A 21677-nucleotide genomic window follows, 5' to 3' on the forward strand; every position below is an offset into this window, starting at 1 on the left:
TTATTAAATATGAGGTGTAGCATAAATTATGAATACTTTACCCATTATTGCCTTAGACTTTGATTCTTCTGAAGCAGTACATACGTTTTTAGACCAATTCGATGAGCCATTGTTTGTGAAAATAGGGATGGAACTCTTTTACCAAACTGGACCTGATTTAATTGCCTCTATTAAGGCGCGTGGTCACGATATATTCTTGGATTTGAAATTACACGATATTCCTAATACCGTTGGTAAAGCGATGGAAGGATTAAGCAAATTAAATGTTGATTTAGTAAATGTTCATGCAGCAGGTGGAACAGATATGATGAAACGTGCAGTTGAAGGCATTCGTAAATATAATGACAACATTCAAATTATTGCAGTTACTCAGCTCACTTCGACCACTGAAGAAGTGTTACACAATGAACAAAATATTCAAAGTTCAATTGAAGCAGCTGTGTTAAATTACGCACAATTAGCTAAGCAATCTGGATTAGATGGTGTCGTTTGTTCACCTTTAGAAACTTCATTACTCACGAATGCATTAGGTTCTGAATTTTTAAAAGTTACTCCAGGTATCAGACCAGAAGGTACAAGCGCTGATGATCAAAAAAGAATAACAACGCCACACCAAGCAAAAGCATTAGGGTCAACACATATCGTTGTTGGGCGTCCCATCACTAAGAGCGACAATCCAGTAGAAAGTTATCATAAAATTAAAGAAAGTTGGTTAAGTTAATATGGCAAAAAATATAGCAAAAGCATTATTAGACATTGAAGCAGTGTCTCTTTCACCTAATGAGCCGTTTACATGGAGTTCTGGTATTAAATCACCGATATATTGTGATAATCGAATTACATTAGGTTATCCATCCATTCGTCGTGAAATTAGAGACGGTCTTGCAGAATTAATTAAGACTAATTTTGGGGATGTTGAAGTATTGTCAGGTACTGCAACAGCGGGCATTCCACACGCTGCATATGTTTCTGAGTCATTAGATTTACCGATGAATTACGTGCGTTCTTCAAGTAAAAGTCATGGCAAACAAAATCAAATTGAAGGTGCACAGAGTAAAGGTAAAAAAGTAGTTGTAATTGAAGATTTAATTTCGACAGGCGGTTCTTCTATCACTGCTGTAGATGCCTTGAAAGAAGCTGGTGCAGATGTATTAGGTGTTGTAGCTATTTTTACTTATGGCCTTAAAAAAGCGGACGAGCAATTCACAGCAGCTAATCTTCCTTTCTATACTTTGAGTAATTATAATGAGCTAATTACTGTCGCAAAAGAAAATGGAGAAATTTCTGATAACGATATGACTACATTAGTTGATTGGAGAGATAACTTGTCATAATATAGAGTTGGAGGGGATATTATGACAAAGAACCCGGATGAAGCATATGACCATTTTGCGCATTTAAATAAATTTTTAAAAAAAGAAGACGACTATAGAGCACAAAAAACATACAATGAAGGTAATGAATTATTATCAAAATCAGCAGATAAAAATATTTATAAGAAATCAAAGTCTACTATTAAGCAAAAGGGGCATATTTGATTTTAAACCGCTAGTTATCACTGATGAATGAAAATAAAAAGGATAGTGAAAATGTATCAAGACATTTTCACTATCCTTTTTGTATATTCATCAGAAAAGTTGCGTAATGACCGCTTCGTGTATGCATAACTATATATACTACAAAGTTGAATGATAGATCAACGAATCATAATTTTTATAATAATATAACCAATGAGTAAGACGAGTGCAGCAATAAGTAATGGAATAATATAAAAAGACATAATTAATTAACCTCCCGATGTATTTATATACATTTTAACTGTAAATGTAATAAAGTGAAAGAAATTAAGAATAAACATAACAATCACAGGTTCGATTGAACATGATAAAAATAGGTGAGTTAGCATTTTTGAAATGCAATAGCAATCAAACAGACAGAAAAATGATATATTTAAAATATTTAAAATCGTCCATCCGTGTCTATTAATTTATTTTGTGAAAATTTTTTAAGAAACAACTTAAAACATTACATTTGTTTATTTTTATCTAAATAATATAAAAAGATAGGGTTATTTATACATAGGATTTATGACATATTTAGTTTATAATTTTAGAAATAATATGTAATTACTTTTCAAAGGCATAGGGGGCAGGGTTGAAAATGATACAACAATTATTTCGTAACCATACAAAAAATATTATCGTTTGTTTAATTGGATCATTCATTAGCGCGATTGCAGTTAACTGCTTTATCCTTGGATCTAATCTCGGTGATGGGGGCACAGTAGGTATATCTCTAGCTTTAAAATATGCCTTTGGTTTTTCACCTGCGTTAACATCATTAATTATTAATACTATTGTAATCATTGTAGGTTGGAAATTTTTAAGCAGAAGAACAGCGATTTATACATTCATATCTAATACTGCGATATCTATATTTTTAGATTTAACAGAAGGATGGAATACAGGTGTAGATAACTTTGTTGTTAATGCTACCTTTGGAGGTGTATTAGTAGGCATAGGGATTGGCTTAGTCATCGCATCCGGTGGAGTTATTGGGGGAACATCGGTAGTTGCGAAGATGTTAAATAAGTATTTCGATATAAAAACCTCTCAAGCTATATTTGTATTGGATGGACTGGTTGTACTCTCGTTTATTTTCGTACTTCCATTAACTAATGTATTATTTACAATCATTATGTTGTTTATCACGGAACGGGCAACTTCATTTATTATTGAAGGCTTTAATCCCAAAAAGGCAGTCACTATTATTTCTAGTCATAATGAAACAATAAGCGATAAAATTAATAGTTTTACTGGAAGGGGATCCACACTCCTAAATGGTAAAGGGGGTTATGGTAAAAATGAAACCAGTATGCTTTATGTTGTAGTACCACAATCACAAGTTACAAGAGTGAAAAAATTAGTGAATGAAGAGGATGAAAATGCATTTTTAGTAATACATGATGTACGTGATGTGTTAGGTAACGGATTTATGAATTTATCATAAATATGAGTTTGTCACGTAATCATAGTGTGGAATATATAATAATCACGTGTCAGTTATATATAGTTATTCGATTTTTAAGTAATGATGATTTATCCTAGTAAGTAAGACCAATAAGGAGGATTTATTAATGGCAATACCTAAAATAACTACATTCTTGATGTTCAATGGAGAAGCGGAAGAAGCGATTAATTTATATGTAAATACATTTGAAGATGCAGAAATTTTAACATTAGTAAAATATAGTGAAAGTGATGATGCACCTACAGGCGCTGTTCAACATGCAATATTTAGACTTAAAGATCAAATATTTATGGCCATAGATAACGTAAATGGTGTGGATATTGATATGAACCCTGCAATGTCCTTATATGTAACGGTTGATAGCCCGTTAGAAATGGAACGCTTATTTAGTAAACTGAAAAGTGGTGGTGCAATATTAATGCCGAAAACAGAAATGCCACCGTTTAGAGAATTTGCATGGATTCAAGATAAGTTCGGAGTAAACTTCCAATTAGCGCTACCTAATCAATAATGTTAATTTAAAATAAAAAAGCTAGGATGTATAGCGTTTTGTTGATAATACTTAAACGCTATAGTCCTAGCTTTTTTAATTATGAATGGATTAAAAAGTTATTTAACTTTTAATTTTTGAATATGATCGTAATCTGGCGTAGCAAAAAGTGTTTTTTGATTATCGTAAGTTACAAAACCAGGTTTTGATCCTGAAGGTTTATGAACGTGTTTGATTTCAGTGTAATCTACAGGGATTTGGCCTGAATTGCCAGCCTTGGAAAAGTAGCCAGATAACATCGCAGCCTCTTTAATGGTTGTTTCGCTTGGATCATCATTTAGTATTACAACGTGTGACCCTGGAATATCTTTAGTGTGGAACCAAAGATGATTTTTTGAGGCTTTCTTATTTGTTAAATAATCATTTTGTTTATTGTTTTTACCTACGAGTATTGTGTCCCCGTCTGTTGATACATACTCTTGTAGTTGTATGGTTTGTTTCTTTTTCTTTTTACTTTGTTTGCGTTGTTTCATATAGCCTTGTTCTGCCAATTCATCACGAATATCATCTATATCGTCTACAGAAATATGTGCAAGTTGTTGGTCGATACTTTCAAAATAAGCAATATTTTCTTTAGTCAAATCAATTTGATGATGTAGTTCATGGGCTCTCGTTTTTAACTTGTTGTATTGCTTATAGTAGAGTTGAGCATTAACTGCAGGAGATTTCGTTGTTTTCAGAGGAATAGTTACTTCTTCACCGGTATAATAGTTAAGTGCAGTTACTTCTTTGTCGCCCTGTTTAATACGATAGATGTTGGCTGTGATTAATTCTCCATATAACTGCTGCAGTTCTTTATCTTTAGTGCCTTCTTGCTCATCCAACAGTTTACTTAGTTTATTTTGATACTTATGAAGTTGTTGTTGTACAAATTTCACTAAATCATTGGCGCGTTGTTTGACACGTTCTCTTTCGCCACGTGCATCATAATAGCGGTCAAGTAAATCATGAAGAGAGTCATATAGAACAACGTCATCATAAAATTGATTTAATTGCATGAAATAAAAGTCTTCTTTACCTGTTTCGTGGTTTTTATGGAAGATTGGTGTAGCCGCTTCATTTGTTTCAGCCATCACTGTATCAAAAGCTTCTGGTAGCGTTTGAGCTGTCATAAATTGTTTGCGACTTACAATTTCATTTGTAATTAATGGACTGAAACCTTCAAATTGATCGAGTAATTGTCGTGCTATTTTTCCACTGTTAAAATCAATATATTTTAAAGCCTCGTCACCAGTGATATCATAGGGATTCACTTTGTTTTGTAACGGGGGTGTTTCATATTCAAACCCCGGCATAACCGTACGATATTGATTCGTATTAGGCGTTAAATGTTTAAATCCTTCAATAATTTTACGATTTTCATCAACGAGTACCAAATTACTATGTTTACCCATAATTTCTAAAATCATAGTACGATGTATTGTATCGCCAATTTCATCTTTGCTTTCAACATCTATCTCTACACGTCTATCATTACCAATTTGTCTAATTGCTTTTACAATACCACCTTCAAGATGCTTACGGAATACGCGAGCAAACATAGGGGGATCAAATGGGTTGTCATATTTTTTATTAGTGAGATGCATTCTAGTAAAACTAGGATGGATAGAAAGTAGAAGTTGATGATTTTTACGACTTTGACGAACAACGACAATCAGCGTGTCGTTTTCTGGTTGATTTATTTTGTGGATTCTACCGTCTACTAAAAATTGTAACGATTCCACCATTTTTCTTGTAAATAAACCATCGTATGCCATTACTATCAGCCACCTTATTTTTAGTCATTCATCATATTGTAACACGGCAAAAAGAATTGGTCATGGGCAAAGTTTGTACTAAGTATGCTATACAATCAAATGGTGATTGTGGTATCATGTGTTAATAATAGAAGTATAGCTTAGAGAGGTCGTAAGTCATGGATAATGAGAAAGGTTTGTTGATTGTACTATCTGGACCTTCTGGTGTAGGGAAAGGTACAGTTAGAAAGAAAATATTTGATGACCCATCCACATCTTATAAATATTCTATTTCAATGACAACACGTGATATGCGTGAGGGTGAAGTTGATGGCGTTGATTACTTTTTCAAAGCAAAGTCTGACTTTGAAGAATTAATTAAACAAGATCAATTCATAGAATATGCAGAGTATGTTGGCAATTATTATGGGACGCCTGTGCAGTATGTTAAAGACACTATGGATCAAGGTCATGATGTGTTTTTAGAGATTGAAGTCGAAGGTGCCAAACAAGTGCGTAAGAAGTTTCCAGATGCATTGTTTATATTTCTTGCTCCGCCAAGTTTAGACCATTTACGTGAACGATTAGTCGGTCGTGGTACAGAATCTGATGAAAAAATTCAAAGCCGTGTGCACGAAGCGCGTAAAGAAGTGGAAATGATGAACTTGTATGATTATGTTGTCGTTAATGATGAAGTTGATTTAGCCAAGCAACGTATTCAATCGATTGTAGATGCAGAGCATTTGAAAAGAGAACGCATTGAAGCAAAATATAGAAAAATGATATTGGAGGCAAAAAAATAATGTTATACCCACCATTAAACCAATTAACATCAAAGATTAACTCGAAATATTTAATTGCAACTACTGCTGCAAAACGTGCACGTGAAATAGATGAAAATCCAGAAACTGCATTGTTAAATAAATACAACTCAAAAAAACCCGTAGGTAAAGCTTTAGAAGAAATTGCTGACGGTGAAATTTATCCAGACGGTACAATAAAACTTTCTTAAGTAATTGAACGTTCACCTTGAAATACATTTATATAATTGAGATGGCATTAAATAAAGGTCTTTCAAGCGCACACCATGCAGAAGCAAGGTGTGCTTTTTTAATTTATCTATTAATTTGTGTATAATAATGAGTAATCACGCCAATAAACAACAGACAACTTAATGTTTGTTGTTTTATAAGCTATCACTGAGTTATTACGTAATAACCAGTCACGTTTAAACTATCTGGAGGTAAATTATAATGAAACGAATCTTACTTGCTGTAACAGGCGGTATAGCTGCATATAAAGCCATCGATTTAACGAGTAAATTAACGCAAGCTGGATATGATGTGAGTGTTATGCTTACAGATCATGCACAAGAATTTGTAACCCCTTTAGCTTTTCAGGCGATAGGAAGAAATCCCGTATATACAAGTACATTTATTGAACAAAACCCTAAAGAAATACAACATGTTGCATTAGGGGACTGGGCAGATGCAATTGTAGTTGCGCCAGCGACTGCCAATACAATTGCTAAATTAGCACATGGTATTGCTGATGACATGGTGACTTCAACATTAATAGCTACAGAAACGCCCAAATTTGTTGCACCAGCAATGAATGTGCATATGTACGAGAATAATAGAACGCAGCAAAACATGGCCACATTACGTTCAGATGGTTATTATTTTCTTGAACCAGGTGAAGGTTATTTAGCATGTGGATACGTTGCAAAAGGTCGTATGGAAGAGCCTTTGCAAATTGTAGAAAGATTAAATTTATTTTTCAAGGACATGCAACAGAATCAAACTACAAAAGAAAGTCGATTTGAAGGTGTGCATGCTTTAGTTACAGCTGGCCCAACTATCGAAGAGTTAGATCCAGTTAGATACTTGTCAAATCGTTCCTCTGGAAAAATGGGGTATGCTTTAGCTGAGTCTTTAGAGAAACGAGGAGCAATAGTAACTTTGGTTTCAGGTCCAACAAATATCGCGCCTCCAGAAAATGTAGATACGATTCAAGTTACTAGCGCAGAAGAAATGTTTAAAGTAGTTAAAAACCGTTTTGAAACACAGGATATCATATTCAAAGCTGCTGCAGTATCAGATTATGCCCCTGTAGAAACATTGGACCATAAATTGAAAAAACAAGATGGAACATTATCTGTTACGTTTAAACGTACACCTGATATTTTGAAGTATTTAGGTGAACACAAGACCAGTCAATTTTTAGTAGGCTTTGCTGCAGAGACACAAAACATCGAAACGTATGCGCAACAAAAATTAAAACATAAAAATGCAGATGTCATTATTGCTAATAATGTAGGTGATCGTACAATAGGGTTTAGTTCGGATGACAATGACTATACGATGTACTTTGAAAATGGTAATGAGACGCATTTAGGTAAAGCCAAGAAAGTCATTTTAGCGGAGCGTATACTAGACAGTTTAGAAAATAGGTGGCAATAAAATGATAGCAAAAGTAATTGTTGATATACCTTCTAAGAGTGTAGATTTCACCTTTGACTATATCATTCCTTCTAGATTGCAATCAATGATACAAGTAGGTATGCGTGTAGTGGTTCCTTTTGGCCATAGGACGATACAAGGTTATGTCATGGTGATTACAGAACAGCCAGATAATAGTATAGATATATCGAAATTAAAAGAAATCAAAGAAATTCAAGATATCAAGCCAGAGTTGACCCAAGAACTTATTGAATTAACAGATTGGTATAATAATTATTTTGTTACCAAACGTATTTCAATGTTGGAAGTTATGTTACCGAGTGCAATCAAAGCGAAGTATACAAAAGTTTTTTCTGTGGTAGATTCGGAAGCTGTTCCATTACAATTGCAACGAAGATTTAATGAAGAAGGTCATTATTTATATAAAACAGCACAACAAAATGACGATTTAGCCACCATAGCACCACTATTAAAAAATGGTGCAATTGAGGAAGTTACTATACTTTCTCAAAAGCTCAGTAAAAAGAAACAACGTGCGGTGAGAGTGATTGAAGACTTTGATTATGACGCCGTTTTAGGGTCGTTAGAAAAGTCACCTAAGCAATATGATTTATATGCCTATTTAGTTGATGAACGTCATCATACAGTAATGTTAAAACATATAGAAGAAATGGGATTCTCAAAATCAAGTGTAGATACATTAACACGTAAAGCTTATATAGAGAAATATGATGCGATCGTAGAACGCGACCCATTTGAAACACGAGTTTTTGAAAAAGATGAAAAGCAACTACTTACATCTGAACAACAACAAGCTTTTGATGCAATTTTAGAAACCATCAAAACGCATGAACAACGGACATTTCTATTACATGGTGTTACAGGTTCGGGAAAGACCGAAGTTTATTTACAAACAATCGAGGAAGTATTAAATCTAGATAGACAAGCGATGATGCTCGTACCGGAAATAGCACTTACGCCGCAAATGGTATTGAGATTTAAACGTCGATTTGGTGATGAGGTTGCAGTATTACATTCTGGTTTATCCAAAGGTGAGCGGTATGATGAATGGCAAAAGATAAGAGATGGTAAAGCACGCGTAAGCGTTGGCGCACGGTCAAGTGTATTTGCACCATTTAAAGATTTAGGAATGATTATTATTGATGAAGAACATGAATCTTCATATAAGCAAGAAGACTATCCAAGATATCACGCTAGAGATATTGCACAATGGCGTAGTCAGTATCACGATTGTCCGTTGATATTAGGAAGTGCGACGCCAAGTTTAGAGAGCTATGCAAGAGCAGATAAAGGTGTTTATGAATTATTATCTTTACCACATAGAGTGAATCAACAGGCGATGCCAGAAATAGAAATTGTCGACATGAGAGCCGAGTTGAGTGCAGGTAACCGGTCTATGTTTTCAGGACAATTACGAGAAGCAATTCAACAACGATTAGATCGCAAAGAACAAATTGTATTGTTTTTAAATCGTCGTGGTTATGCCTCGTTTATGTTGTGCCGTGATTGCGGACATGTGCCACAATGTCCAAACTGTGACATCTCATTGACGTACCATAAATCAACCGATCAATTAAAATGCCACTATTGTGGCCATCGGGAAACACCTCCTAATAAATGTCCAAGCTGTGAAAGTGAGCATATCAGACAAGTAGGTACTGGTACGCAACGTGTGGAAGAGCTTTTACAAGAGGCGTTTCAAGAAGCGCGTATTATCCGTATGGATGTAGATACAACATCTAGAAAAGGCGCACATGAAAAATTATTAGATGATTTTGGTGCTGGTAAAGGGGATATTTTATTAGGTACTCAAATGATTGCCAAAGGATTAGATTTTCCCAATATCACGCTTGTGGGTGTCTTGAATGCAGATACGATGTTAAATCTACCTGACTTTAGAGCAAGTGAGCGTACATATCAATTGCTAACACAAGTTGCAGGTCGTGCAGGACGTCATGAGAAAGAAGGAGAAGTCATTATACAAACCTATAATCCAGAACATTATGCAATTAAAGATGTTCAAGATAATGACTATACTGCTTTTTTTCAAAAAGAAATGAATTACAGAAAAATAGGTAAATATCCACCTTATTTCTTTATGATTAACTTTACCATTGCACATAAAGATATGAAAAAAGTTATGGAAGCTTCTAAACATATTCATAAAGTTTTGTTACAACATCTAACAGAGAAAGCACTAGTACTAGGGCCATCACCAGCAGCATTATCAAGAATAAATAACGAGTATCGCTTTCAAATCCTAGTTAAATATAAAAATGAACCTGCGTTACACGAGGCGTTGAAATATTTAGATGATTATTATCATGATTTGTACTTAAAAGATAAATTATCATTAAGAATAGATATTAACCCACAAATGATGATGTAAAAAAGTGCTTAAGTGGCTTGATTATAGTCGTCACAGTGACAATAGAGATTATTAACATGAACTACAGGACAGAAAAGGGCAGATGGTTTAATTGGGAATGTTTTCTAACTTCTTAATTAACTATTTGCCCTTTTTTATTATATGTGTGTATATCATAGTAGTTGTTTTCAAAAATTGTTTAACTAACATTGTTGGGGCTTTTTAATATATTTAAGGTTAAGTACTGTTACGGAAGTGATTATAAAACAAGTGACAAGAATGTAAGATGTAAAAGCGTTTTTTTCTGATAATATTATTTTAGTATCAAAGAAAAAATATTATTAAGGAGATTATCATGGCATTAGATACGAGGCGTAAACGAATTTTAGAATTAGATTATATGAGAGGATTTGCCTTACTTGGTATCATGCTTACGAATATAATTACTATATTTCATTTACCAATACCCATCAATCATGAACAAGCTAATTATTTAAAGTTTCTTGATTTTTTTATTGAAAGTAAATTCTTCACAATTTTTTCATTCTTGTTTGGAATGGGTTTTTATATATTTATTCGAAATAGTAAAGCTAAAGAATTAAATAGTACTATAGTTTTTATAAGGCGACTAGTTATTTTAGCGGGTTTCGGTATTGTGCATCAATTACTTCAGCCAGGGGAAGCGTTATTGTTATATTCAATCATGGGGCTATTATTAATACCAAGTTATTATTTAAATAAATATATAAATTTAAGTGTGGGGTTAATTTTGCTAGGTTTGTGTTTATATATAGGAAATAAAACGTTATTACCGATTCCATACTTTATATTGGGGCTTACAGCAGGACAATTTAATATTTTTGACAATGTAAAAAATAAAGTGTTAGTGGTATTAATGAGCGTATCTGGTTTATTATCACTAGCCAGTTGGATTATGTTAAGTAAATTTTATGTATTTCCAAATTATAAATTTATAGATGGTGCTTTAAGTAAGGAAGTAATAAATAACTTTATTCAAGATAAAGCTATTTATGAACATTTAATAATTATTACTAGTCCATTTATAGCATTATTTTATGTCTCTTTATTATTGTTAAGTGTTAGAGTTCAAATTTTGCGCAGAATCTTATGCCCATTGCAACTATATGGGAGAATGGCACTTACAAATTATATAGGACAGACTTTATTAATATACTTAGCGATATTACTTATAGGTAATGGGCGTATAGATTATATAGATACTTTATGGATTTGTATTACGGTCTATATTTTTCAATTGATATTCAGTGCGTGGTGGTTGAAATACTTTGAATATGGACCATTGGAATATATTTGGCGTTTAGGAACTTATTGGAAGCTGTTTAGTATAATTAAAAAATAATTTTAATATTCGAGTAATAATATTGACGTCTGTCGTCTATATTATATATCATGTTGCAAATTACAATAAGAAAATTGTCATTTTTTGAAGAGGTGTGACAATGATAAAACATGCCTTAAGTTTTTTGTGATTCTTCGAATGCTTTAATATTCTTTTCTGTAAAAAAGATTATAAGCAAAATTAACAGAATCAGACTAACGAATTGTAGAATCATAGACATAGCTTTTAAGTTTACAATAAGATCAATTATTAGCCATATCGTTCCTACATATATAAAGTAACGATTAAATAATTTACTATATTTTATAAATTCATTTTGTGCTACACACCAGTTTTGCTCATTTTTTAAGGCACGAGGTGTTCTATAACCTAATAATAAATTCCTGTGTTCAGTTAATAATTTATGATGTTTTTCGTAAATTGTAGAAATCATCATATTAATCAACACTACTATAAATAGAATAATATATATCACATCCCTATCTATTCAATTTGAACATATAATGATTATAGTGAAAAGTTATTTTTAGATAAAAGGTTAGTAGGTTCCAAGAAAGGACTGTACTTCATTTGCTGAAATGATTGTGTATCGTGTTTTGATTACACAGGTGAAGTGATAGATACATGAACAAATAATCGGTGAATAAAAGTAAATATTAAGATAACTGCGTCGTATAAATTATGAAAATTTATACGACGTATATTTTTTGTTACGAGATTTGAAATATTTATTGTTGTTACAAAAGCACATCAAAGAATTATAATTTTATAAAACTAAAAATTTTTATATATTTAATGAAATAATTGTTGTAATATTAAAATATGTTAATTTATAAGATATATAATTTAGGGGGATATTTAATGAAAAAAGTTTTGTTGTCAATATTATTAGTTGTTGTTTTTGCAATTGCACTTCCTATAAATAAAGGAAATACCGTTCAAGCTGCTGAACAACATAACCCAGTTGTTTTTGTACATGGAATTGGAGGTACCGCTAGTAATTTTTATAGTATAGAGAGATACTTAGCTTCACAAGGATGGAATAGTAATCAATTTTATGGTGTTGAATTTTATAATAAACAAGGTTCTAATATCACTAATGGCCCACAATTAAAACGTTACATTGACAGTGTTTTACAAAGAACAGGTGCCCAAAAAGTGGATATCGTAGCTCATAGTATGGGTGGAGCAAATATATTATATTACATAAAAAATTTAGGTGGAGGAAATAAAGTGGATAACGTAGTAACACTAGGTGGTGCTAATGGTCTAACGACAAACCAAGCATTACCTGGTACGGATCCTAATGATAAAATACTTTATACATCTATTTATAGTTTGACAGACGGTATAGTAGCTCCAAGTCTTTCAAGGTTATATGGTGGTAAAAACATTCGATTAACAGGTATTGATCATTTAAGTCTACTCGTTAATTCTCAAGTTAAGGGATACATTAAAGAGGGACTAAATGGTGGCGGAGAAAACACAAATTAAAAGTATTTTTATAAAAAAGATATAACACTTCAAAAGCACCAATCTATGAATGCATTCATAGATTGGTGCTTTCTATATAAATCTTTGCATAACATAAGGCATGCTTGATAACTGTTGAATTTTATATGGCTAATAGTTAAAGTGTTACATTACCGTTTGAATCAGCAGGTTTAAATGCCACTAAAACACCACTAATGATAGCTAAGATGTGAGGAATCGCTGTCCAACAAAATAATATGTGTAAGAGACCTTGCATATTTTTGCCAGCATAAAATTTATGCACGCCAAAACTACCTAAGAAAAAAGCTAGTAAAATATAAATGATTTTATTTACTTCCATCGTCTTTCCTCCTTAATTATAGATAAAATATAAAGATTGCTTATTGACTATAGATTAAATTTGACACTATATCACAGTGCTTAAATTTAAACTGTAATGCGGTAAAATAATAAAATACTTCATTCTAGTTGATTATACCTTTATTATCCCAATGCTGCTGTGAATAGTCAAACGATGGGAATATTGACAGTTTGGTATGGATTAAGTCAATCATAAAATATACTAAAACCATAGGAATTGTTAGAAAAATATACGAATTTATAAAAAAAATATCCAATTTAAATTTGCATTTAATACATATTGCAGTTATATTAAATAGTAACGAGTCCAATATAAATTTTAATCATATTTATTTAAGTTATTGATAATGTAGCGATATTACTAAGTGAGTTATGTATACATTGATGGATCACTAACGTTCATCAAGTAAATTTATTGCGTAAGGGGTTATGCCTATGAGTTTATTAAGTAATAGAGAAGCAACAGGCTTAAGTATTGAAGAATTATCAAATCGTCTAGCGTCATTGTATAAAACGAATTTGAGTCCCGAAAAAATAGAGCGCATAGAAACAAATGAATTAAAATTAGGCAATGATGAGGCTAAGATATTAGCAGAGTTTTTTAACACGACCTCCGAGGATATTGTCTGAATATTGCGAAAGTTAATTGTGTATTTTATAATGTTATGTTAAAGTGATTGATTTAAAAATGATACTGAAATATATGGGAGTGATAGATAAATGAGATTTAATGAATTTAATCAGCCTATTGGAGATCAAATAACGCATTTTGAAAAACCCTCCTTGCCTAATATAACAACGTTAGATGGGAACTACTGTCGTTTAGAAAAATTATCCTCAAATCATACTGATGATTTGTTTCGGCATTTTAGTGAGCCGGAAGATGCTCCCAATTGGACATATTTACCAGATGATCAAATCACAGATTATAAACAATTTCAGCAGTATATAAATAATAGAATAAGTTCAAAAGACCCATACTTTTTTTCAATCATAAATAAGAACAATAATGAAGCAATAGGTATAATCGTCTTATTAAGAATAGACCCTCAAAAAGGTTCTATTGAAGTGGGGCATATCCATTATGCAAATGTATTAAAACGAACACGCATTGCTACAGAAGTACATTATTTGTTGGCATCCTACATATTTGATACATTAGGATATCGTAGGTATGAATGGAAATGTGATGCACTCAATGAGCCTTCAAAAAAAGCAGCACAAAGGTTAGGGTTCAAATATGAAGGAACATTTAGAAACCACTTAATATATAAAAATAGAAATAGAGATACATGTTGGTTGTCCATTATTGAAAGCGAATGGCAAGACATCAAACACAATTATGAAGAATGGCTAAATGAAAATAACTTTGATGAATCAGAGAAACAATTGAATAAGCTTTCCATATAAACCAAAGCAAGTAGGTGGAGTTAAATAAGCCTTCAAATAGTTAGAACTATAAAGAAGATGAGTCTCAATTCATTGAGATTCATCTTCTTTAATTTTTTAATTTCAAATAAATTAGAAGCTTCACTAAGCATATAATTGGATTATGAGCTTAGATAGATTGATACTTTTATGTGAAGCATGGTGCATTTTCATATAAAATAAGTTATAATGATATGATGAAATTTTCTAAGGAGAAAATAGTATGACGATAAAACAGCTTGTTGCAAGTCAACACCCAATTCTAAAAAAATCTATTCCTGAAGTCACAATATTTGATAAGCAATTAGAACAATTGTTACTCGATTTAGAAGATACAATGTATGACGTCGAGGCATCAGCTTTATGCGCTCCACAAATTGGCATTGCACAAAAAGTAGCGATCATTGATATGGAAGCGGATGGCTTGTTACAACTGATAAATCCTCAATTGATAAGTGAATCCGATGAAAAAGTTACGGACCTTGAAGGGTCTATTAGTATTCCGGATGTTTTCGGTGAAGTAACACGCAGTAAAATGATTGTAATAAAAAGCAATGATAAAAAAGGTAATGAAGTAGAAATGACTGCATATGATGATATTGCTCGCATGATATTACATATGATTGACCATTTTGAGGGTAAGTTATTTACAGAACGTGTAGAGAAATTTTTAAATGAAGCTGAATTGGAGGCGTATTTTAACAATGAGTAAAATCATCTTTATGGGAACACCTGATTTTTCAACGAAAGTATTAGAAATGTTAATTGCTGAACATAACGTGATAGCAGTTGTAACACAACCAGATCGACCAGTTGGTAGAAAACGTAAATTAACACCGCCACCTGTGAAAGAAGTAGCAGTTGAACATGGTATTCCAGTCTACCAGCCAGAAAAATTAGCGCAATCAGAAGATTTACAAACACTTATTGAATTAAATGCTGATCTAATTGTTACAGCAGCTTTTGGACAATTATTACCTGAAGCATTATTAGCTTCACCTAAATTAGGTGCTATTAATGTCCATGCATCATTGCTTCCTAAATATAGAGGTGGCGCACCAATCCACCAAGCAATTATTGATGGGCAAAAAGAAACTGGTATTACAATTATGTATATGGTTAAAAAGTTAGATGCAGGAAATATTATTTCTCAAAAAGCAATAGAAATTGAACATCAAGATGATGTGGGGACAATGCATCAAAAATTAAGCTTTTTAGGCGCGGATTTATTAAAAGAGACGTTGCCATCTATTATTAATGGTACGAATGATAGTGTGCCACAAGATGATAATGAAGCGACATTTGCGTCTAATATTCGTCGTGAAGACGAAAAAATTGATTGGACGTTACCCGCTGAAGCTATATACAACCAAATTCGAGGTCTTTCACCGTGGCCGGTGGCATATACTGTAATGGATGATGGAAATATGAAAATATATGCATCGCGAATTGAAAAAGATAAAACAGGAACACCTGGCACAATTATTGAAACAACTAAAAAAGCGATCATTGTGGCTACTGGTTCGGAAGATGCAATTGCTTTAACTGATATACAAGTAGCTGGTAAAAAACGAATGCTTGCAGCAAATTATTTGAGTGGCGTACAGACGTCGCTCGTGGGGAAGGTATTATCATGACAATAGAAAATAATGTTAGAGAATTAGCGTTTGAAACGTTGCAAGACATTATGAATGATAAAGCATATAGTAATATCATTATAAACGACGTGTTATCAAATAATGAATTAAATCGTGCGGACAAAGGATTATTTACCGAACTTGTATATGGTACATTAAAAAGAAAATTTACTTTAGATTATCTTTTGAAGCCATTTGTACAAACTAAACTTAAAGGTTGGGTGAGACAACTTTTATGGATGAGTATCTATCAATATGTATATTTGGATAAAGTACCAGAACATGCAATTATCAATGAAGCTGTGGAAATTGCAAAACATAAAGGTGGACCTCATAATGGTAATGTTGTAAATGGTATTTTACGAAATATTATGCGTAGCGAATTACCAGATTTCACTGAAATTACTGATGATAAAAAAAGAATAGCCATTGAATACAGTTTACCTAAATGGTTAGTAGATCATTGGGCAACACATTTTGGAATTGAACAAACCGAAGCTATCGCACAGTCATTTTTAACAAAAGTAACACAAACTGTTCGAGTGAATGTGACAAGAATTACGATTGAAGATGCAATAAGAAGGTTAGTAGATGATGAATATATTGTTGAACAGGATAAAGAAATTGAAACTTGTTTACATGTCAGTGGGAAGCCAATTATTGATTCTCGTATGTTTAAAGATGGTTTAGTATCTATACAAGATAAAAGTTCAATGTTTGTTGCTCAGCTAATGGATTTACAAGAGGGCGATGAAGTCTTAGATGCTTGTAGTGCACCTGGTGGGAAAGCGTGTCATATCGCAGAAGTGTTAAACGGCACAGGACATATTGATGCAACGGATATACATGAACATAAAATAGACTTAATAGATTTTAATATTAAAAAATTACGATTGTCTAACATTTCAGCATTTGAACACGATGCAACCGAAAAATATGATAAAGTGTATGATAAGATTTTAGTTGATGCACCTTGTAGCGGTTTAGGTGTATTAAGACATAAGCCTGAAATTAAATATGAACAGTCACAACATACTATTAATTCACTCGTTGAGATTCAACTAGAAATTTTAAATAATGTTAAAGATAACTTGAAACCAGGCGGTACGCTTGTTTATTCTACGTGCACTATTGAACAATTAGAAAATGAAAACGTAATATACACATTTTTAAAAGAAAATAATGATTTTGAATTCGATACATTTGAACACCCAATCACTGGAGAAAAAGTAAAAACGATGCAAGTTCTACCTCAAGATTTTAACTCTGATGGCTTTTTCATTACTAGGATTAAAAGAAAGGAAAATTAATTTATGATAACTGCAGATAAGAAGAAAAAGAACAAGTTTCTTCCCAATTTTGAAAAGCAATCAATCTATTCGATAAGATACGACGAGATGGAAGATTGGCTAGCACAAAAGGGTCAGCAAAAGTTTAGAGCGAAGCAAATTTTTGAATGGCTTTATGAAAAAAGAGTAGACAGCATCGATGAAATGACAAATCTTTCTAAAGAACTAAGAGAGATTCTTAACGAAAACTTTACGATGACGACAATGACTACAGTAGTAAAACAAGAAAGTCGAGATGGCACAATTAAGTTTTTATTTGAATTGCAAGATGGCTATACAATTGAAACAGTACTAATGAGACATGAATATGGAAACTCTGTATGTGTTACGACTCAAGTTGGTTGTCGTATTGGTTGTACATTCTGTGCATCTACATTAGGTGGATTGAAACGTAATCTAGAAGCTGGAGAAATTGTATCGCAAGTATTAACTGTTCAAAAAGCCCTTGATGAGTCTGAAGAACGCGTATCACAAATTGTAATTATGGGTATAGGAGAACCATTTGAGAACTATGATGAAATGATGGATTTCTTAAAAATTGTAAATGATGATAATGGTTTAAATATTGGTGCACGCCATATTACAGTTTCTACATCTGGTATCATTCCTCGTATTTATGATTTTGCAGATGAAGACATTCAAATCAACTTTGCTGTGAGTTTGCATGGTGCAAATGATGAAGTGCGTTCACGTTTAATGCCGATTAACAGAGCTTATAATGTTGAAAAACTAATGGAAGCTATTAATTATTATCAAGAAAAAACAAACAGACGTATTACATTTGAATATGGTTTATTCGGTGGCGTTAATGACCAAGTTGAGCACGCTAGAGAATTGGCACACTTAATACAAAAATTAAATTGCCATGTTAACTTAATACCAGTCAATCACGTACCAGAAAGAAATTATGTTAAAACACCTAAGGAAGACATTTTTAAATTTGAAAAAGAATTGAAACGTTTGGGTATTAATGCAACAATCAGACGTGAGCAAGGTGCAGACATCGATGCTGCATGTGGTCAACTAAGAGCTAAGGAACGACAAGTAGAAACGAGGTAGAGACATGCTAAAAGCACAATTTTTTACTGACACGGGTCAATATCGTGATAAGAACGAAGATGCAGGTGGTGTTTTTTATAACCAGACAGAGCAACAATTACTAGTACTCTGTGATGGTATGGGTGGACATCTTGCAGGTGAAGTAGCAAGCCAATTCGTAACAAATGAACTGCAACGTCGATTCGAAGAAGAAAATTTAATCGAGGCAGAACAAGCTGAGACTTGGTTGCGCAAAACACTAAAAAATATTAACCGTGAATTATATCAACAATCAGTAGAAAACCCAGAATACCAAGGTATGGGTACAACTTGTGTCTGTGCATTAATTTTTGATAACTATATCGTCGTTGCGAATATTGGAGATTCACGTGCCTATTTAGTAAATAGTAGAGAGATTGAACAAATTACAAATGATCATTCATTTGTGAATCATTTAGTTATGATAGGTCAAATTAGCGCTGAAGAAGCAATTAATCATCCACAACGCAATATCATCACAAAAGTCATGGGAACTGATAAATTAGTTACACCAGATATATTTGTGAAAAAAATAAAATTTTATGATTATTTGATGTTAAATTCTGATGGGTTAACTGACTTTGTACGTGATCCTATGATTCAAGATGCATTGATTCAAGAAGATGATTTGGAAACACATGGTCAAAATTTAATAGAACTTGCATTATCTCACCAAACCAATGATAATGTAAGCTTAGTTTTGGCTGAGATTGAAGGTGATAAAGTATGATAGGCAAGATAATAAATGATCGCTATAAAGTGAGTAAGAAGCTTGGTGGCGGTGGAATGAGTACTGTCTATCTTGCAGAAGACTCGATACTCAACCGTAAAGTAGCAATTAAAGCAATCAGGATTCCAGCTGGTGAAAAAGAAACAACAATCAAAAGTTTTGAGCGAGAGGTACATAATCTTACTCAACTATCACATAATAATATTGTTAATGTATTTGATGTGACAGAGAATGATGAAAACTTCTTTTTAGTAATGGAATACATACAAGGTCTAACATTATCAGAATATATTAAACAACATAAACCGTTAGACGTTCAAACAGTATTGAATTTTACTAAACAAATTATTGATGGGATTAAGCACGCTCATGATAACCAAATTGTTCATCGTGATATTAAACCTCAAAACATTTTAGTAGATGAGAATCAAACATTGAAAATATTGGATTTCGGCATAGCTAAAGCGCTAAGCGAAACGACAATGACTCAGACCAATCATGTATTAGGTACTGTTCAATATCTTTCACCTGAACAGGCGCGAGGCGAGTCGACTGATAACGGTACTGATATTTATTCTATAGGTGTCGTATTGTATGAAATGCTTGTGGGTAAACCACCATTTACTGGAGAGACGGCCGTTGGAATTGCGATAAAACATATTCAAGATCCAATGCCTAATGCTACAGATAAACGTTCAGACATACCTCAAGCTTTAAGTAATGTGGTATTAAAAGCAACTGAAAAAGATAAAGCAGATCGTTATCTCGCTGTTAATGAAATGCAAAATGATTTAGATAGTGTGCTCGCTGATAGTCGTAAGGATGAAGCAATATACCAATCAGATGAGGCAAATGCTAAAACAGTACCTATTAATAAGGCGGAAATTGCTAATCAAGCTCGTGAAGAAGATAAAGAGAAAAATATTAAACAAACGATGCAAATTCCGATCGTCAACCAGCAGCAATTTCAATCTAGTGAAGAACATGTTTATGGAACGGCGACGCGAAAACGTTCCAAGAAAAAGAAAGTTATTTACAGTTTGATTATAGTGTTGTTATTATTTGGCTTATTTGGATTTATGGCAATGGGCATGTTTGGTAATAAATATTTAGAAACGCCAGACTTATCAGGGAAAACTGAAAAAGAAGCTGAAAGCATTCTGAAAGATAATAAGTTAGAACTTGGTGACATTTCGCGTGAGTATAGCAATAAATACTCAGAAAATAAAATTGTTAAAACAACACCTGAAAAAGGTGAGCGATTAGAGCAAAGAAGTAAGGTTGATATTGTATTATCTAAAGGACCTGAAATGGTAGACATGCCTAGCCTATATGGTTTACCTAAAGATGAAGCTTTAGAGAAACTTAAAAAGTTAGGAATCAAAGATGTCAAAGTTGAAGAGTCATATTCTAAGAATAATATGGCGAAAGGACTTATTGAAGCTCAAAATGTAAACCCTGGTGATAAAGTTAAAATGAATAACGGTGAAATTACATTAACTGAATCTTTAGGTACTAAACAAGTTTATGTGGAAAACTATGAGAAGAAACCTTTAAGTTCTGCTAAGACAGCGTTGGAAGATAAAGGATTCAAAGTTATAGTTACAGAAGAACGAGAAGACGACAAAGTTAAAAAAGATAGCATCATTAGCCAATCACCTAAAGATGAAGAAGTAGATGAAGGTTCAACTATTGAATTTACAGTTTCTAAAGGCGCTGCCAAAAAAGATACTGATGCTAAGAAATCTGAAGAAGATGACAAAGCAAAAGATAGTGATGATGAAGCTCAAACGAAGAATTATACAGAAACGTATGAAATCCCATATACAGGTAAAGATGACAAGAGTCAAGAAGTTAAGGTATATGTAAGAGATAAAGACGATGAAGGAACTTCAGCTTCACAAACATTCAAGATTAAGAATAATAAATCTATAAAAATACCGATGACAATTGAAAAAGGTAAAACAGCAGGCTATACCATACGCGTTGATGATAAGATTGTAGCAGATAAAGATATCCCCTATGATTTTTAGAGACACTTAACGAACGCAGTG

At 32.8% G+C, this 21677-nt stretch carries 22 protein-coding genes; 19 read left to right on the plus strand and 3 right to left on the minus strand.

Annotated features, from left to right (window positions below):
- Positions 1 to 28 precede the first annotated feature (28 nt).
- From pyrF to BK821_RS07885, 5 genes are all read left to right on the plus strand, one after another.
- Entirely contained in the window at positions 29 to 721 is a 693-nt protein-coding gene (gene pyrF, locus BK821_RS07865; RefSeq protein ID WP_046836189.1) for an orotidine-5'-phosphate decarboxylase, read from the plus strand.
- A 1-nt stretch (position 722) separates the two neighbouring features.
- A complete protein-coding gene (gene pyrE / locus BK821_RS07870; RefSeq protein WP_046836190.1) occupies positions 723 to 1334 on the plus strand; it encodes an orotate phosphoribosyltransferase in 612 nt (203 codons plus the stop codon).
- Positions 1335 to 1355: 21 nt separating this feature from the next.
- On the plus strand, positions 1356 to 1538 hold the full coding sequence (locus BK821_RS07875) for a hypothetical protein (protein WP_071331514.1): 183 nt from the start codon (positions 1356 to 1358) through the stop codon (positions 1536 to 1538).
- Between the two features lie 616 nt (positions 1539 to 2154).
- Positions 2155 to 3009, plus strand: coding sequence for a YitT family protein (locus BK821_RS07880; protein WP_046836192.1), 855 nt, complete (start codon positions 2155 to 2157; stop codon positions 3007 to 3009).
- A gap of 127 nt (positions 3010 to 3136) precedes the next feature.
- Positions 3137 to 3541 carry a VOC family protein gene (locus BK821_RS07885; RefSeq protein WP_046836193.1) on the plus strand — a complete coding sequence of 135 codons (405 nt, stop codon included), beginning with the start codon at positions 3137 to 3139 and terminating at the stop codon, positions 3539 to 3541.
- Between the two features lie 98 nt (positions 3542 to 3639).
- Here the strand turns inward: BK821_RS07885 and BK821_RS07890 are convergent, their stop codons facing one another.
- Complete coding sequence (locus tag BK821_RS07890) at positions 3640 to 5337, minus strand: Rqc2 family fibronectin-binding protein (RefSeq protein ID WP_046836194.1); 1698 nt, start codon at positions 5335 to 5337, stop codon at positions 3640 to 3642.
- A gap of 158 nt (positions 5338 to 5495) precedes the next feature.
- On the opposite strand from BK821_RS07890, the gene gmk reads away from it, so the two are divergent.
- The 5 genes from gmk (at position 5496) to BK821_RS07915 (ending at position 11548) form a co-directional block, all read left to right on the plus strand.
- Complete coding sequence (gene gmk, locus BK821_RS07895; RefSeq protein WP_046836195.1) at positions 5496 to 6119, plus strand: guanylate kinase; 624 nt, start codon at positions 5496 to 5498, stop codon at positions 6117 to 6119.
- Positions 6119 to 6328: a DNA-directed RNA polymerase subunit omega gene (rpoZ, locus tag BK821_RS07900; RefSeq protein ID WP_046836196.1), complete on the plus strand. Its 210-nt coding sequence runs from the start codon at positions 6119 to 6121 to the stop codon at positions 6326 to 6328. The genes gmk and rpoZ overlap by 1 nt, the downstream gene beginning before the upstream one ends.
- Before the next feature lie 241 nt (positions 6329 to 6569).
- The gene (coaBC, locus tag BK821_RS07905) at positions 6570 to 7778 is read left to right on the plus strand and encodes a bifunctional phosphopantothenoylcysteine decarboxylase/phosphopantothenate--cysteine ligase CoaBC (RefSeq protein WP_046836197.1); all 1209 of its coding nucleotides are present in this window, start codon (positions 6570 to 6572) and stop codon (positions 7776 to 7778) included.
- A 1-nt stretch (position 7779) separates the two neighbouring features.
- Positions 7780 to 10188 carry a primosomal protein N' gene (priA, locus tag BK821_RS07910; RefSeq protein WP_046836198.1) on the plus strand — a complete coding sequence of 803 codons (2409 nt, stop codon included), beginning with the start codon at positions 7780 to 7782 and terminating at the stop codon, positions 10186 to 10188.
- A gap of 334 nt (positions 10189 to 10522) precedes the next feature.
- Positions 10523 to 11548 carry a DUF418 domain-containing protein gene (locus BK821_RS07915; RefSeq protein WP_046836199.1) on the plus strand — a complete coding sequence of 342 codons (1026 nt, stop codon included), beginning with the start codon at positions 10523 to 10525 and terminating at the stop codon, positions 11546 to 11548.
- A gap of 115 nt (positions 11549 to 11663) precedes the next feature.
- On the opposite strand, the gene BK821_RS07920 is transcribed toward BK821_RS07915, so the two are convergent.
- Positions 11664 to 11984 (minus strand): SdpI family protein, encoded by a 321-nt coding sequence (locus tag BK821_RS07920; protein WP_046836200.1) that lies wholly within the window; start codon positions 11982 to 11984, stop codon positions 11664 to 11666.
- A 425-nt stretch (positions 11985 to 12409) separates the two neighbouring features.
- Here BK821_RS07920 and BK821_RS07925 point away from each other — a divergent pair, with 425 nt between their 5' ends.
- Positions 12410 to 13042, plus strand: a complete 633-nt coding sequence (locus tag BK821_RS07925; RefSeq protein WP_071331515.1) for an esterase/lipase family protein — start codon at positions 12410 to 12412, stop codon at positions 13040 to 13042.
- 136 nt (positions 13043 to 13178) lie between these two features.
- On the opposite strand, the gene BK821_RS07930 is transcribed toward BK821_RS07925, so the two are convergent.
- Complete coding sequence (locus BK821_RS07930) at positions 13179 to 13382, minus strand: TM2 domain-containing protein (protein ID WP_046836202.1); 204 nt, start codon at positions 13380 to 13382, stop codon at positions 13179 to 13181.
- 455 nt (positions 13383 to 13837) lie between these two features.
- Between BK821_RS07930 and BK821_RS07935 the strand changes: the two genes are divergently transcribed.
- From BK821_RS07935 to pknB, 8 genes are all read left to right on the plus strand, one after another.
- Entirely contained in the window at positions 13838 to 14032 is a 195-nt protein-coding gene (locus BK821_RS07935; protein ID WP_046836203.1) for a helix-turn-helix domain-containing protein, read from the plus strand.
- Between the two features lie 90 nt (positions 14033 to 14122).
- Positions 14123 to 14812, plus strand: a complete 690-nt coding sequence (locus tag BK821_RS07940; protein ID WP_071331516.1) for a GNAT family N-acetyltransferase — start codon at positions 14123 to 14125, stop codon at positions 14810 to 14812.
- Between the two features lie 241 nt (positions 14813 to 15053).
- Positions 15054 to 15542, plus strand: a complete 489-nt coding sequence (locus tag BK821_RS07945) for a peptide deformylase (protein ID WP_046836205.1) — start codon at positions 15054 to 15056, stop codon at positions 15540 to 15542.
- Positions 15535 to 16467: a methionyl-tRNA formyltransferase gene (gene fmt, locus BK821_RS07950; protein WP_071331517.1), complete on the plus strand. Its 933-nt coding sequence runs from the start codon at positions 15535 to 15537 to the stop codon at positions 16465 to 16467. Before BK821_RS07945 ends, fmt begins: the two co-directional genes overlap by 8 nt.
- Before the next feature lie 2 nt (positions 16468 to 16469).
- Positions 16470 to 17777 (plus strand): 16S rRNA (cytosine(967)-C(5))-methyltransferase RsmB, encoded by a 1308-nt coding sequence (gene rsmB / locus BK821_RS07955; RefSeq protein WP_235602245.1) that lies wholly within the window; start codon positions 16470 to 16472, stop codon positions 17775 to 17777.
- Positions 17778 to 17780: 3 nt separating this feature from the next.
- The gene (gene rlmN, locus BK821_RS07960) at positions 17781 to 18875 is read left to right on the plus strand and encodes a dual-specificity RNA methyltransferase RlmN (protein WP_046836208.1); all 1095 of its coding nucleotides are present in this window, start codon (positions 17781 to 17783) and stop codon (positions 18873 to 18875) included.
- Between the two features lie 4 nt (positions 18876 to 18879).
- Complete coding sequence (locus tag BK821_RS07965) at positions 18880 to 19623, plus strand: Stp1/IreP family PP2C-type Ser/Thr phosphatase (RefSeq protein WP_046836209.1); 744 nt, start codon at positions 18880 to 18882, stop codon at positions 19621 to 19623.
- Positions 19620 to 21656, plus strand: coding sequence for a Stk1 family PASTA domain-containing Ser/Thr kinase (gene pknB / locus BK821_RS07970; RefSeq protein WP_046836210.1), 2037 nt, complete (start codon positions 19620 to 19622; stop codon positions 21654 to 21656). The genes BK821_RS07965 and pknB overlap by 4 nt, the downstream gene beginning before the upstream one ends.
- Positions 21657 to 21677: the final 21 nt, after the last annotated feature.

Source organism: Staphylococcus sp. LCT-H4 (assembly GCF_001866145.1).
GTDB classification, from domain to species: Bacteria; Bacillota; Bacilli; order Staphylococcales; family Staphylococcaceae; genus Staphylococcus; species Staphylococcus succinus.

What these genes read in the sequence shown, in the direction of transcription:
- pyrF (WP_046836189.1), top strand. Translation starts at nt 29, where the DNA reads ATGAATACTTTACCCATTATTGCCTTAGACTTTGATTCTTCTGAAGCA.
- pyrE (WP_046836190.1), top strand. Translation starts at nt 723, where the DNA reads ATGGCAAAAAATATAGCAAAAGCATTATTAGACATTGAAGCAGTGTCT.
- BK821_RS07875 (WP_071331514.1), top strand. Translation starts at nt 1,356, where the DNA reads ATGACAAAGAACCCGGATGAAGCATATGACCATTTTGCGCATTTAAAT.
- BK821_RS07885 (WP_046836193.1), top strand. Translation starts at nt 3,137, where the DNA reads ATGGCAATACCTAAAATAACTACATTCTTGATGTTCAATGGAGAAGCG.
- BK821_RS07890 (WP_046836194.1), bottom strand. Translation starts at nt 5,337, where the DNA reads ATGGCATACGATGGTTTATTTACAAGAAAAATGGTGGAATCGTTACAA.
- gmk (WP_046836195.1), top strand. Translation starts at nt 5,496, where the DNA reads ATGGATAATGAGAAAGGTTTGTTGATTGTACTATCTGGACCTTCTGGT.
- rpoZ (WP_046836196.1), top strand. Translation starts at nt 6,119, where the DNA reads ATGTTATACCCACCATTAAACCAATTAACATCAAAGATTAACTCGAAA.
- coaBC (WP_046836197.1), top strand. Translation starts at nt 6,570, where the DNA reads ATGAAACGAATCTTACTTGCTGTAACAGGCGGTATAGCTGCATATAAA.
- priA (WP_046836198.1), top strand. Translation starts at nt 7,780, where the DNA reads ATGATAGCAAAAGTAATTGTTGATATACCTTCTAAGAGTGTAGATTTC.
- BK821_RS07915 (WP_046836199.1), top strand. Translation starts at nt 10,523, where the DNA reads ATGGCATTAGATACGAGGCGTAAACGAATTTTAGAATTAGATTATATG.
- BK821_RS07920 (WP_046836200.1), bottom strand. Translation starts at nt 11,984, where the DNA reads ATGATGATTTCTACAATTTACGAAAAACATCATAAATTATTAACTGAA.
- BK821_RS07925 (WP_071331515.1), top strand. Translation starts at nt 12,410, where the DNA reads ATGAAAAAAGTTTTGTTGTCAATATTATTAGTTGTTGTTTTTGCAATT.
- BK821_RS07930 (WP_046836202.1), bottom strand. Translation starts at nt 13,382, where the DNA reads ATGGAAGTAAATAAAATCATTTATATTTTACTAGCTTTTTTCTTAGGT.
- BK821_RS07935 (WP_046836203.1), top strand. Translation starts at nt 13,838, where the DNA reads ATGAGTTTATTAAGTAATAGAGAAGCAACAGGCTTAAGTATTGAAGAA.
- BK821_RS07940 (WP_071331516.1), top strand. Translation starts at nt 14,123, where the DNA reads ATGAGATTTAATGAATTTAATCAGCCTATTGGAGATCAAATAACGCAT.
- BK821_RS07945 (WP_046836205.1), top strand. Translation starts at nt 15,054, where the DNA reads ATGACGATAAAACAGCTTGTTGCAAGTCAACACCCAATTCTAAAAAAA.
- fmt (WP_071331517.1), top strand. Translation starts at nt 15,535, where the DNA reads ATGAGTAAAATCATCTTTATGGGAACACCTGATTTTTCAACGAAAGTA.
- rlmN (WP_046836208.1), top strand. Translation starts at nt 17,781, where the DNA reads ATGATAACTGCAGATAAGAAGAAAAAGAACAAGTTTCTTCCCAATTTT.
- BK821_RS07965 (WP_046836209.1), top strand. Translation starts at nt 18,880, where the DNA reads ATGCTAAAAGCACAATTTTTTACTGACACGGGTCAATATCGTGATAAG.
- pknB (WP_046836210.1), top strand. Translation starts at nt 19,620, where the DNA reads ATGATAGGCAAGATAATAAATGATCGCTATAAAGTGAGTAAGAAGCTT.